This window comes from Streptomyces sp. NPDC002926 (genome assembly GCF_053591755.1).
In genome coordinates, this window is record NZ_JBSFUK010000031.1 from 44,591 (window position 1) to 56,972 (window position 12,382).

13 protein-coding genes and 1 tRNA gene are annotated in these 12,382 nt (G+C 69.2%); 12 read left to right on the forward strand and 2 right to left on the reverse strand.

What is annotated here, in order from left to right; genetic code table 11:
* Positions 1-175: 175 nt before the first annotated feature.
* Genes ACWDZ6_RS29015 through ACWDZ6_RS29035 form a run of 5 tightly spaced genes read left to right on the forward strand, consistent with a single transcriptional unit; the run spans position 176 to position 4,018 of the window.
* Positions 176-2,035 carry a sensor histidine kinase gene (locus ACWDZ6_RS29015; protein WP_451505199.1) on the forward strand — a complete coding sequence of 620 codons (1,860 nt, stop codon included), beginning with the start codon at positions 176-178 and terminating at the stop codon, positions 2,033-2,035.
* Positions 2,036-2,042: 7 nt separating this feature from the next.
* Positions 2,043-2,477 carry a roadblock/LC7 domain-containing protein gene (locus tag ACWDZ6_RS29020; protein WP_327327309.1) on the forward strand — a complete coding sequence of 145 codons (435 nt, stop codon included), beginning with the start codon at positions 2,043-2,045 and terminating at the stop codon, positions 2,475-2,477.
* Positions 2,474-2,854: a DUF742 domain-containing protein gene (locus ACWDZ6_RS29025; RefSeq protein ID WP_326653940.1), complete on the forward strand. Its 381-nt coding sequence runs from the start codon at positions 2,474-2,476 to the stop codon at positions 2,852-2,854. Before ACWDZ6_RS29020 ends, ACWDZ6_RS29025 begins: the two co-directional genes overlap by 4 nt.
* Positions 2,832-3,446 carry a GTP-binding protein gene (locus tag ACWDZ6_RS29030; protein ID WP_366732099.1) on the forward strand — a complete coding sequence of 205 codons (615 nt, stop codon included), beginning with the start codon at positions 2,832-2,834 and terminating at the stop codon, positions 3,444-3,446. Before ACWDZ6_RS29025 ends, ACWDZ6_RS29030 begins: the two co-directional genes overlap by 23 nt.
* Positions 3,443-4,018: a GAF domain-containing protein gene (locus ACWDZ6_RS29035; protein ID WP_351445534.1), complete on the forward strand. Its 576-nt coding sequence runs from the start codon at positions 3,443-3,445 to the stop codon at positions 4,016-4,018. The genes ACWDZ6_RS29030 and ACWDZ6_RS29035 overlap by 4 nt, the downstream gene beginning before the upstream one ends.
* Positions 4,019-4,095: 77 nt before the next feature.
* Here ACWDZ6_RS29035 and ACWDZ6_RS29040 read toward each other — a convergent pair whose 3' ends face one another.
* Complete coding sequence (locus ACWDZ6_RS29040) at positions 4,096-5,292, reverse strand: acyl-CoA dehydrogenase family protein (RefSeq protein WP_326653943.1); 1,197 nt, start codon at positions 5,290-5,292, stop codon at positions 4,096-4,098.
* A 740-nt stretch (positions 5,293-6,032) separates the two neighbouring features.
* Here ACWDZ6_RS29040 and ACWDZ6_RS29045 point away from each other — a divergent pair.
* Complete coding sequence (locus ACWDZ6_RS29045) at positions 6,033-6,401, forward strand: MmcQ/YjbR family DNA-binding protein (RefSeq protein ID WP_451505200.1); 369 nt, start codon at positions 6,033-6,035, stop codon at positions 6,399-6,401.
* A gap of 236 nt (positions 6,402-6,637) precedes the next feature.
* Positions 6,638-6,711 (forward strand) — tRNA-Pro (locus tag ACWDZ6_RS29050).
* A gap of 238 nt (positions 6,712-6,949) precedes the next feature.
* On the opposite strand, the gene ACWDZ6_RS29055 is transcribed toward ACWDZ6_RS29050, so the two are convergent.
* On the reverse strand, positions 6,950-7,630 hold the full coding sequence (locus ACWDZ6_RS29055; RefSeq protein WP_451505201.1) for a DUF6445 family protein: 681 nt from the start codon (positions 7,628-7,630) through the stop codon (positions 6,950-6,952).
* A gap of 747 nt (positions 7,631-8,377) precedes the next feature.
* Here ACWDZ6_RS29055 and ACWDZ6_RS29060 point away from each other — a divergent pair.
* The 5 genes from ACWDZ6_RS29060 to ACWDZ6_RS29080 form a co-directional block, all read left to right on the forward strand.
* Positions 8,378-9,655, forward strand: coding sequence for a molybdopterin-dependent oxidoreductase (locus ACWDZ6_RS29060; RefSeq protein ID WP_451505210.1), 1,278 nt, complete (start codon positions 8,378-8,380; stop codon positions 9,653-9,655).
* The gene (locus tag ACWDZ6_RS29065) at positions 9,652-10,137 is read left to right on the forward strand and encodes a hypothetical protein (protein ID WP_451505202.1); all 486 of its coding nucleotides are present in this window, start codon (positions 9,652-9,654) and stop codon (positions 10,135-10,137) included. Before ACWDZ6_RS29060 ends, ACWDZ6_RS29065 begins: the two co-directional genes overlap by 4 nt.
* Positions 10,138-10,496: 359 nt before the next feature.
* On the forward strand, positions 10,497-11,720 hold the full coding sequence (locus tag ACWDZ6_RS29070) for a cytochrome P450 (RefSeq protein ID WP_451505203.1): 1,224 nt from the start codon (positions 10,497-10,499) through the stop codon (positions 11,718-11,720).
* 18 nt (positions 11,721-11,738) lie between these two features.
* Positions 11,739-12,065, forward strand: coding sequence for a hypothetical protein (locus tag ACWDZ6_RS29075; RefSeq protein ID WP_451505204.1), 327 nt, complete (start codon positions 11,739-11,741; stop codon positions 12,063-12,065).
* Between the two features lie 10 nt (positions 12,066-12,075).
* A partial coding sequence (locus ACWDZ6_RS29080) for a precorrin-6A/cobalt-precorrin-6A reductase (protein WP_451505205.1) occupies positions 12,076-12,382 on the forward strand: 307 nt, incomplete at its 3' end.

Below are 12,382 nucleotides of genomic sequence, written 5' to 3' on the forward strand. Positions count from 1 at the left end.
CGGGACGAATGACGGGCAAGTTTGTCAACTGCTCGTCGCACGTGCGCGCTTGGCGACTACCGTGTGTTGCCGGTGATCAGCGGTGGGCTCATGTTGTGCATGACGAGTCCTCCGGGAGCCGAAGCTGACCACTTGCAGTACGCCGATTCCTGGGGCCCACGTACCAAGGACGCTGATGTCTCAACTACGCGCACCCGCCGCGCGGCCGGACCGCCGTGAGGGCGGGCGCCACGGCCGGCCAGGCGCCCGCTCCCTGTCATCGGCGGGGAGGCCGCATTCCGTGCCGTCGTCACCGGAAGCCCGTATACGCCCTCGACTCCTGCGCACCGCAGTCCTGCCCGCGGTCGTCACCGCGCTCAGCGGCACGACCGCGGTGATCTTCGCGATCCAATACGACGATTCCCAACCCTCCACCAACCTGTGGGCCGTGCTCACCGGTTCCGCCGTGCTGGCCATCGCTTCCGTGGCGGCGGCGGCGATGGGCGCGGACCGCATGGCCAGATCCGTGCACGACCGCTGCGCCGAGCTGCGCCGGTCCACCGTCCGAGGACAGACCGAGCTGCGCACCGTGGTCGACCAGCTCAGACGGGGCGAAGGGCCGCCCGCTCGCCGCACACCACAGCCCGCACCGCCGGGCGGGGACGAATTCGATCTGCTGACGGAGGAGTTGAGCCGCTCCCACGAGGCCGCTGTGGTGGCGGTGGTGCAGGCGTCCCGGCTCTCCAGCAGCGTCGGCAACGAGCAGAAGGTCGAAGTCTTCGTCAATCTGGCTCGCCGGCTGCAGTCACTGGTCCACCGCGAGATCCAGCTGCTCGACGAGCTGGAGAACGAGGTCGAGGATCCCGAGCTGCTCAAGGGCCTCTTCCACGTCGACCACCTGGCCACCCGCATCCGCAGGCACGCCGAGAACCTCGCCGTCCTCGGCGGCGCCATCTCCCGCCGGCAGTGGTCCAACCCGGTCACCATGACCGAGGTGCTCCGATCTGCCATCGCAGAGGTGGAGCAGTACCCGAGAGTCAAGCTGGTACCGCCGATCGACGGCACCCTGCGCGGCCACGCCGTCGCCGACGTGATCCACCTGCTGGCCGAACTGGTCGAGAACGCCACGCTGTTCTCCGCCCCGCACACCCAGGTGCTGATGCGCGCCCAGCACGTCACGGCCGGGCTCGCCGTCGAGGTCGAGGACCGTGGCCTCGGTATGCCCGCCGCCGAACAGAACAAGATGAACGCCCTGCTCGCCGACCCCGACCAGGTGAATGTCGCCCATATGCTGCAGGACGGCCGGATCGGCCTGTTCGTCGTCTCCGCGCTCGCCCGCAGACACGGCATCGCGGTACGGCTTCAGACCAATATCTACGGCGGTGTGCAGGCCATCCTCGTACTGCCGCAGGGACTTCTCGGTGCCGAGCCCGATGGGCTCTCACAGCCCGAGGCCGCCGCGGCGCACGAGGGCGCAAACCACCTCGCGGCCCGGCCCGACGCGGCTCAGGCGGCCGTGGCCCCACCGCTGATCCCGCACCAGCTTCACTCAACGCCTCACCAGCCACCGGCCTTTCAACCACCCGAACATCCACCGCACTCACGGCCGCAACCGCACTTACAACCGGAGTCGCAGCCACAACCGCAACTTCAACAGCCGCAGCGCGCACCGGTGCACGCCGCGCTCGGCGCGGACCTGCTCCCCGTACGCGGAGAACAGAGCGACCGCCCCAACCCGGCCGCCGCCCGCCCCGGCGTCGATCACTCGGCGCCCGCGGAGACCTCGTCCGCCGAGCGGTTTGTCCACACCACCGCAGGACCGCCCTCCGACGCAATGGTGCCCGGCCCCACGGGCCGCCCCCAGCTGCCAAAGCGCCGCAGCCAGGAGCACCTCGTCCCCCAGCTCAGGGACGCCCCAACGCCCCGCAAGGACGACGAGAACACCCTCCACGACCCGGGCCTGATGGCGGCTTTCCAGCGCGGCATCGGCCTGGCCGAGTCCCAGTCCGTCGCGGATCCCGCCCCACAGCGCCGCGACAACACCCCCAAGGAGTAGATGCACCATGGTGAGCGATGTGCCCAACGGCCATGTCTCGGACCTCGACTGGCTGCTCAGCGGCCTGGTCCAGCGTGTGCCGTACACACGCAATGCGGTGCTGCTCTCCTCCGACGGGCTGGTGAAATCGGTGCACGGCCTGGATGCCGACAGCGCCGACCACATGGCGGCACTTGCCTCCGGCCTCTACTCACTGGGCCGCAGCGCCGGAGCGCGTTTCGGCGACGGCGGCGAGGTGCGTCAGGTGGTCGTGGAGCTGGATTCCACGCTGCTGTTCGTCTCCACCGCCGGCTCCGGCACCTGTCTCGCCGTGCTCGCCGGGCGCGAGGCGGACGCTGCGGTCCTCGGATACGAGATGGCGATGCTGGTCAAGAGCGTACGGCCGTACCTGACCACCCCGGCCAGACAATCGGCGGGGGCGCCGAGCGCCGCGGGGCAATGAACGTGCCGGTCCCCAAGGACGGGCCGTTGCTCGACGACGCGGCCGGCCGGCTCATCCGCCCCTACACGGTGAGCGGCGGTCGTACCCGCCCCACGGCCACGCTGGATCTGCTCTCCCTGGTGATGGCAACGGGAAGTGTGCCGCAGACGCATCTCGGCCCCGAGCACGCCTTGGCGCTCGGGCTGTGCGACGGGCCGACCTCGGTCGCCGAGATCTCGGCCCACCTCAGACTCCCGGCGGTGGTCACCAAGGTGCTGCTCTCCGATCTCGTGGACTGCGGGGCGGTCACGGCGCGGGCACCTCGCCGCCACCACGACTCACCCACCGACCGATCTTTGCTGGAGGCGGTGCTGGATGGCCTACGACGACGACTGTGAGCTTGCCGACCCCTTTCCCGCCGCGCTGAAGATCCTCGTCGCGGGCGGATTCGGGGTCGGCAAGACGACCTTCGTGGGCGCGGTCAGTGAGATCGAACCACTGAGTACGGAGGAGCTCCTGACCCAGGTCAGCGTGGCGACCGACAGTCTGGAGGGCATTGAGTCCAAGGCCACCACAACCGTCGCCATGGACTTCGGCCGGATCACCCTGGACCGCAGTCATGTGCTCTATCTCTTCGGAACACCTGGCCAGGAGCGCTTCTGGTTCATGTGGGACGAGCTCTCCGAAGGCGCGCTCGGCGCGGTCATTCTCGCCGACACGCGCCGCCTCGAGAACTCCTTCGCCGCAGTGGACTTCTTCGAGCGGCGCGGCATCGGATTCGTCGTCGCCGTCAACGAGTTCGACGGCGCCTACCGCTATGAACCGGAAGAGGTACGGGCCGCGCTCGATCTCAAACCGGAGGTGCCGGTCGTGCTGTGCGACGCGCGGATCGCCAGCTCGGGGATAGGGACCCTGGTCACCCTCGTCCAGCATCTGCTCACCACCACCGCGGTGCCGGCCATGGCACCGAGCTACGGAGCACCAACATGACGTACGACCCGACCGGCCATCTGCTGCTCACTCCCGTAGACCGCGAAGCGCCCGTCCGCGTAAGGCGGCTGCGTCAGCTGGGTTTCGGGGACCGGCCGGACCCGGCCTTCGACGAATTCGCGCACAAGCTCGCCGAGGTGACCGGCGCGCCGTACTCCATGGTCAACTTCATTGACGAGAACCAGCAGTTCTTCGCCGGTCTGCACACCCCGTCCGGTGCGCACTCCGGCACCGACCTGGGTGCGACGGCCGCGACGGGCGGCGGTGGTGTCAGCCGGTTCATGGCGCGGGACCACGGCTACTGCCCGCACGTGGTCGTACGGCGCAAGGCGCTGGTCCTGGAGGACGTCTGCGACTATCCGCGGTTCGCGGGAAACCCGGTCGTGGACGAGATCGGCATCCGTTCCTATCTCGGTGCGCCGTTGATCGACCGTACGGGGATCGCGCTGGGCACGATCTGCGTGGTCGACACCGAGCCGCGGCCCTGGGGCCGGGCGGGGCTCGAGACCATCAAGTCGCTCGCCGCGGAACTGATCGACCAGATCCACCGGCGTGAGGACGGCAGTATCTGAAGTCCCAACGATTCTGGTGAAGTGACGTCCCCGGGCTGCCCGACGCGCTCCCGGGGACGTCACCCGCTGCGGGTCGGTCAGACGGCGGCGTCCAGCCGGACCACGTCGGACAGCTGCTGCGACCACTGGCCCTTCGCCGTGCCCAGCGCCACCTCCGCCAGGCGCAGCAGCTGTACGTCGGACGTGCCGGCCGGGGCGAACATATGGAGCGCGTCCCGCAGATACCGCTCGATGGGGCGGTCGGTGAAAAGCCCTGCCGCGGCATGGATCTCCATGGCGTTACGCGCTGAGTCGATCGCCGACTCGACATTGACCAGCTTTGCGTTCATCAGCTCCGCGTCGCACGGCAGCCCCTCGTCGAGCAGATGCACGGCGTGGTACGCGGCGAGCCTGGAGGTCATCAACCGGGACTGTAACGACCCCAACTTCAGCTTGACGGACGGCAGTTCATGGAGCGGCTTGCCATAACGCCGCCGATCGGAGCAGAACCTCGTGGTCTCCTCCAGGATCGCCTGGTGGATGCCGAGCGATACGGCGGTGAGATTGGCGCGTCCGTAGAGCACGCTGGAGGAGTACGCCACGGCCAGCCCGTCGCCCTCCTCGCCGAGGCGGTTCGGCGCGGGGACACGGCAGTTGTCGAAGTGCAACTCGCCGAAGCTGAAGCCGTGCAGACCCATGGTCGGCCGCTGCTCGCCGATCCCGAAGCCCGGCCGGTCCGACTCGACCAGGAAGGCCGTCAACCCTCTGGATCCGGGTCCGGTCCTGACCACCACGCCGTGCAGGTCGCCGATATGGCTGTTGCCGACGAACACCTTTCGGCCATTGAGGACGTAGTCGTCGCCGTCCCGTACGGCGGTGGCGCTCATGCCCAGCACATGGCCGCCCGACTCGGGTTCGGTGACCGCGATCGTCGGGAGGCAGTCGCCGGCGGCGATGGAGGGGAGCCAGGTCTTCTTCTGCTCGTCGTTGCCGAAGTGGACAATCTTGGCAACGCCCAGCTGGGAGGCCTGCACCATCGCGCCCATCGCGCCGCTGACCCGGGACAGCTCCTCGATGATGATGGTCTTGGCGAGGTGTCCCATCCCCATCCCGCCGTGCTCCTTGCCGATCGTGGCACCGAGCCAGCCCTGCCGGGCGATGAGCCGGGACAGTTCGTGGTGGACGGCACGGGCTGCCTCCATCGCGGGGATCCGCGGACGTATCTCCTTCTCTGCGAAGTCACGCACATGATCACGTAGTTGCTGATGTAGTCGACTGGCGAAGTAACCGTCCATCGCGAGCCCTCCTCTGCGAAACGCCTGCTCGGGCGGTTGTTCGAGCAGGTGGTGCATCGGCAGTGGTCCCGTCCCGAACAGGCCGACCACATCATGGTGTTGATCGTTTCAGGGTGGCACAAGATCGACGCCAACTCTGGCCAAATTGCGGACCGTTGACGTTTGATTGAGGCTGCTTTCCGTGTGGTACGGGCCCGTCCGGTCCTGCCGTACGGCATTCCCCTTCTGTGTCTTACTGCCACATGCCAACGGCAAAGGTTTCGTGGGTATATGGCACTGAGGGACAAGAAGGCACTTCGGACCTGCGCAGCGGTGACATCCGCGAACACCAGCAGAACCGATACGGCTCAGACCTGGACCGAAAAGAGCGCACTCCGGCCCGGCGGGCCGGCTGGGCCCCGGCGCTCATACGCGCCCGTCCGGCGCTCGGAGCACAAGAAGGTGGCAGAGGCGCGCGCCCCGGCGCGTACAACAGGCGGGCGCTGTCACGCCTGGTGCTCCAGACGAGGAAACGGTGAAGGGGATCGTGTCGCCGAAGCTGAACATGACATGGGTCGGGTTCGCCTCCGTCGAGTCGACGGATGTCACCGAATTGCCGTCCGGTAGCCCGGACCGTGGCGTAGAAAGCGCTATCTGCATACGTTTCGCAGCGTGGGTTCCGGCTTTACAGGGGGTCATGGGTCGGAAGGGTCCTGTGTGGCAATGAGGCGAGTGTCAGTGTCGCGTCGTACCGTCTTCGCATGGCCACTGCTGACGATGTGCGCAGACTCGCGCTCGGCCTCCCCGGCGCGATGGAGAAGCTCGCCTGGGGCAGGCCCACGTTCCGCCTGGAGGGCGGCGGCAAGATCTTCGCCTCGCTCGATGACGACGACAGGGCGATGGGTGTGAAGTGCCCCCAGGAAGACCGGGAGGAGCTGATCGCCTCCGAGCCCGAGAAGTTCTTCATGCGCGCCGGGCATGACGACAACTACGCCTGGCTGCGGGTGCGGCTGGCCGCCGTGGAGGACGACGAGGAGCTGTACGCGATCCTGCTCGACTCCTGGCGCCAGGCCGCACCCCGCAGACTGGTCGACGCACACCCCGAGCTCGGACGGCCTTCGGCGGGTTGACCGCGTCAGGTCCGTACGGGCTGTGATGCCCCGGGGCTCACCGGTCCGCCGACCACCCTCCGTGCGTGTTCGATTGCCTCAGGTAAGGGCGGTGGCAGCCCGCGCCGACCCGCCGGCTGCTTGCCGACTGTGATCATCCGGTCCGGCCGCCGGAATGGGGTTCGTGACCACCCGCCGAAGTGCGGTATTGTTCTCATGCGTGTTCGGCCGGGGGAAACCCCAGGTCAGACGGGCACCGGGACGTGGCGCAGCTTGGTAGCGCACTTGACTGGGGGTCAAGGGGTCGCAGGTTCAAATCCTGTCGTCCCGACGGTGCTGAGGGTCTTCACAGGTCAGAGCCTGTGGAGGCCCTCTTTTCGTGCCCTGCCCCGGATGCCGGGGTCGGGTATGTCGCTCATGTCCAGCCCGGACACACCACCGACAGCGAGTCGGACAGGCTCTCCCCACAGGGTCCCTCCGGCGGTGGCGGGGCGAGGGCGGGTGGGCGTACCGGGTCGGGCAGTGCCGTGGCTGCCGCGGGCGCCTCCCGCCGGTCCGGCACCGACGTGTCAGGCCATCCAGAAGAAGACCGCTGTCATGCGCTTGTCTTCCAAGGTGCTGCCCCAGTAACCGGTGGCGCTGTGCATCATGTTGGCGGTGTAGAGGAGCAGACGGTTGTACCGGTGCGGCACGCGCACATCCTCGGTGAAAGAGTCGGGCGGGACGAAGCGTGTGCCCAGGGCGTCGACAAGGTTGTTGTGTGGCGCCGTCACCAGGTTTCCGCCGAGTCGTCCGCCAGGCAGACTCTGCCGGTAGAAGCTGGTTCCGCAGTCCTTGGGCACGTTCGGATTGAGATAGAGCACCGCGGCGTAACGGCACAGCGCGCGTGAATCGGTGTGCGGGCGCGGCTCGCATTCGTCCTTGCCGACGATCTGGATGCAGTTGTGGTTGAGCGTGCCGCCACCAGGGTTCGTCTGCTGCCATATCCGGCGCACGCCGATGGCCTTCTTCGCCAGTTTTTCGACCTGGGAGAGTTCCTCCGGTTCGAGCCCCGGCATCGTGCGCAGGCCGGGCCAGCTCTCGGGCTTGTGCGGGTGGCCCTCGACCCAGTCCTCCTTGGCGAGACAGCGGGCCCGGACGGCATCCACGTCGGGCAGCACATCGTTCAGCACCCAATAGTCCCGGCCGGGTGTGGGTTTGCGGTAGGGGAGTACCGGGAGCGCCGGGGTCTGCGGGGGCTGTGGGGGCATGCGGCAGACCCTAGGGTCTCCGTGCGTCACCGCTCCCCTGTGAATTGGCCAATCTTCCGCCAACTCAAAGCGGTCGTACGTCCCTTGGCCCTCCAGTTGGTGAGTCATGGGCGCCGAAGTGGTCCGCTCCGGCTCCGAGCCCTGGAGCGAGCGTCGTGCGTGGACTCGTCGAGGAAGTCGGCGGTACCGACGCCGCGGTCGCCCCCGGGTGAGCCACTCCTCCCCGTAGGAGGTGGACCGGTCGGCGGGCTGTGCGGTCTTGGCCGTGGCCATCGCGCGCGACCTGTCGGCGCTGGGTGGCTGTGTCCGGGCGGTCTGCTCGCGGCCTGTCGGTCGGCACCTGAGTCCCAGGCGCTCCACCCGGGCAAATGCCGTCAATACGTGATATTTGGGCCTAGTGTTCGGCATTGGGCGGCGGCCTGCCGTTCCGTGAACCGCACGAGGGATCCCATGGGCGACACGTACGGCAAGGACGAGCCTTCCCCGAAGGATGAGCCGGCCGCGAGCACGGGCGAGTCGGGAGTGCGCGGCGCGGACGAGAGGTCGACGCGGCGAGGGGAGGCGACGAACGTGCACCCGGGCGGGGTGAGCGGCGCCGCGTCGTCTGCGGGACACGAGGGATCCGGCGGCCGGGGTCACGGTCCCGCCGCGGGGGAGCGGCCCGACGGGCCCGAAAGGGGTGCCCGCTCTCCGGCGACTCCGGCGGCCGGTTCGCGCCCGACGGTGTCGAGGGCGCGCCTTGCGGACATGCTGCGGGAAGGCCCGCCCTCCGGTCCGTCACGGCCGGGCTTTTGGCGCAGTCCTCTGCGGGGGCCGTGGCTGACGTCTGTTTTCGGCGCGGTTCTGCTCGTCGGTATCCCGGTGTTGTTCGTGACCGGGCTGCTCTCCTACGCCGCCTACAACCCGGACCTCGCGGGCAATGACCAGACCCCCGACAAGGGGTGGCTGGGCTTCTATCTGTTCGCCTGGCCGACCGATCCCTACTGGCTCTACCGCCTCAACCAGGGCGTCCATGTCACGCTCGGCATCGTCCTGATCCCAGTGCTCCTGGCGAAGCTGTGGTCGGTGATCCCCCGTCTGTTCGCCTGGCCTCCTGTGAGCTCGGTAAGCCAGGCGCTCGAACGGCTGTCGCTGCTGCTGCTCGTGGGCGGGGTGTTGTTCGAGTTCGCCACGGGTGTGCTCAATATCCAGCTGGACTACATCTTCCCCGGCTCCTTCTACGTTCTGCACTTCTACGGGGCCTGGGTGTTCGTCGGCGCCTTCGTCGTGCATATCGCCTTCCGCACGCCCCTGGTGATCCGGACACTGCGCAGCGGCGGCCTCCGCAATGAGCCGCGCATGGCCGGCCGCACGAACGCAGCACCAGGGGACGAAACCGGCCTCGTGAGCCCGAACCAGGCCCCGCCGACGATCTCGCGGCGGGGTGCTCTGGGCATGGTGGGTGCGGGCTCCCTGGTACTGCTCGCAGTGACGGCCGGGCAGAGCATCGGCGGTTCCCTCAGATCCACCGCCCTGCTTGCCCCGCACGGCCAGGAGCCCGGGCCCGGTCCGAACGGCTTCCAGATCAACAAGACCGCCGCAGGCGTGGGCATTCGTGCCCGCGACATCGGCCCCGGGTGGCGCCTGGTCGTACGGGGCGGGGGCCGCGAAAGGATTTTCACCCGCGAAGAGGTGCTGGCATTGCCGCAACACGGCGCGGCGCTGCCCATCGCCTGCGTGGAAGGGTGGTCCACCGATGACCAGGCGTGGAGCGGGGTGCGGCTGGCCGACCTGGCCGCACTTGTCGGCCTCGCGGACCGAGTGCCGGGTGTGTTCGTCGAATCCGCCCAGCGCGGCGGGGCCTTCCGCTCGGCCATGCTGCGCGACAACCAGGTCCGCGATGTGCGCTCGCTGCTGGCCCTGCGGGTCAATGGAGCCGACCTGTCGCCGGATCACGGATATCCGGCGCGCGTCATCGTCCCGGCCAACCCGGGTGTCCACAACACCAAATGGGTCACCCGGCTGACCTTCGGGGAGAGCGCATGAGCGGTTTCCGGGCGCGCTACGGAGCCTCCCCCCTGCACCTGCTGCTGGTGCTCTGCTCCTTCGCTCTGACCGCCTACGCGGGAATCCGGCTGCTGGCCGGAGGCCAACCCTGGATGGTCGTGGTGTGGTTCGTCGGAGCGGCTCTCCTGCACGATCTGGTCCTGCTGCCCCTCTACACGGTCACCGACCGCGCCGCCCAGGCCGTACTGGGCCGCCGTCGGGAACAGTCGGTCGAGAGCAACCCGCCGATGCGGGGACGGATCAACTACGTCCGGGTGCCGGTCTTCCTCTCCGGCATCCTGCTGCTGACCTACTTTCCCCTGATCCTGGGACGGGTGGACAACTTCACCGCTGACACCGGTCTCCCCGATGATGTGTTCCTCGGCCGCTGGCTACTGATCACCGCCGTACTGTTCGGCCTCTCCGCTCTCCTGCTGCTGGCCCGCATGTGGTCCAGCCGCCCGGTCCCGCCGCCCCCCTAGCCCGGCGCGCCGAGGAGCTCGTGCGACAGATGGGGGCGGGCTCCAGCGCGGTAGCCCCTCGGTCGCAGGGGCAGAAGGGGCCGTGGAGTTCGCCGAGCCGGTCGGTCAGTCGCAAGTTCTCGGAGTAGTCGATGCGGCGGCCGATCACGGACGACCCCGTCGCCCGGCCGGCTCGGGGGCCAACTACCCTGCCTGCTTTGTCAGTTCATGCGCGCCGCGGACCGATGGCCACAGACCGGCAGTGCCCCTTCCCGATGTGGCGGGGCTCCGGCACCATGGCCGGACGTGCCCTGGCCGGACATCCGGACGACCGGTGCGCCCACAGTGCAGGAACCTTCCTTCCGACCCGGAGGCGCCGCGTGGCGAGCAAAGATCACGCCAGGCTCGACGAGCTGCAACGCGATCCCTATCCGCTCTACGCGCGGGCGCGCCGGGCCGAGGGCCTGACCTTCGTTCCCGAGCTGGATGCCTGGCTCGTCGCGCGGGACGCGGACGTACGGGAAGTGCTGCGCCGGCCCGAGGAGTTCTCATCGGTGCGCGCGCTGCTCCCCGATGTCATGCCCTCGCCCGCTGCGCTGGAGGTGCTGGCCAAGGGCTACGGGAAGCGCCCCACCGTCGTCTCCACCGACGGCCCCGCCCATCAGCGCCACCGGGCTCCGCTCAACAGCGGCCTGTCCGCCGTCCGGATCGCCGCGCTGGTGCCGTACGCCGCCGAGCGCGCCGAGGCACTGGTCGACGGCTTCGCGCAGGACGGCGGAGTCGAACTGATGGAGGCGTACGCCCGACAGCTGCCCGGCCAGGTGATCGGGCGGCTCATCGGGCTCGACCCGGCGGACGTGCCGGCCGCGGTGCACGGCGGCTACCGCGCCGAAGATCTGCTGTTCCGGCCGCTGGACCCGGACGAGCAGGTCCGAGCCGCCGAGGATGTCGTCGCGCTGCAGAAGCTCCTCGACACCTATGTACGGGACCGGCGGGAGAGCCCGCGCGACGACCTCTGCTCGGTGATGGTCGCCGCGCTCGCGCCCGGAAGCGGCGATCTCACCCTCGACCAACGCCATGAGCTGGTGTCGAACCTCCAGAACTTCCTGATCGCCGGACATCTCACGACCACCGCGCTCATCGGTACGACGCTGCTCCATCTGCTGAGCGACCGACGGCAGTGGGAACTGGTCTGCGCCGACCCGGAGCGGATACCGGCAGCCGTGGAGGAGGCCGCGCGGTTCGACAGCGCGGTCCAGGGCTTCAGGCGGACCACCACCCGGGCTGTGACGATCGCCGGCACCGAACTCCCCGCCGGGGAAACGGTGTTCGTGGCGTACGGCTCGGCCAACCGCGACGAGGAACGTTACGAGCGGCCCGAGGTCTTCGACATCACCCGGCCCCTTTCCCGGCAGCATGTCGCCTTCGGCCACGGGACCCACGGCTGCCCCGGCTCCCAGCTCGCCCGTGAGCAGCTCCGGCTGACCATCGGGCTGTTCGCCCGCAGGCTGCCCGGCCTGCGGGTGGAGGAGGACCGGCTGCCGGTCGCGATGCGGCCCACCCTGATCCATCGCTCGCCCGAAGCACTCCATCTGACCTGGTGAACCGATCCGTCCCGGACGGTGCGCGTCGGCCGCACGTCTGCCGGCACCCTGCGCGCGCCCCTGATCCCACCGGCCGCTGCCCGGCGGCACCGCTGTACGTACCGACGGCGGCGGCCGGAGGTCCCGCAGGACTCCGCCCAGGAGCGTCACGAGCTGCTGAAAGCGCTCCTGGCCCGCGACGAAGGGGCGGTGCACACGGTCGTGACCCCTTACCTCGCGCACGTGCACACGGTCGTGACCCGTCACCTCGCGCACGTACGCGCGGTCGTGACCCGTCACCTCGCGCACGTACGCGCGGTCGTGACCCGTCACCTCGCGCACGTACGCGATCTGTGGGCGAAGTAGCCTCGATGCCATGCCCGGCACGCACATCCTGATCCTCGGCGGCACGGCCGAAGCCCGGCAGCTCGCCGCCGAGCTGACCGGGCGCGGCGGCCTCCGTGTCACCACCTCGCTCGCCGGTCGGGTGGCGCGGCCCCGGATGCCCGCCGGAGAGGTACGCATCGGCGGTTTCGGCGGGCCGGAGGGTCTCGCCGACTGGCTGCGCGAGCACCGCGTCCATGCCGTTGTCGACGCCACGCACCCGTTCGCCGCGGTCATCAGCGCCAACGCCGCGCAGGCCGCGGCAGCCGTCGGCATCCCGCTCTGCACGCTGCGGCGGC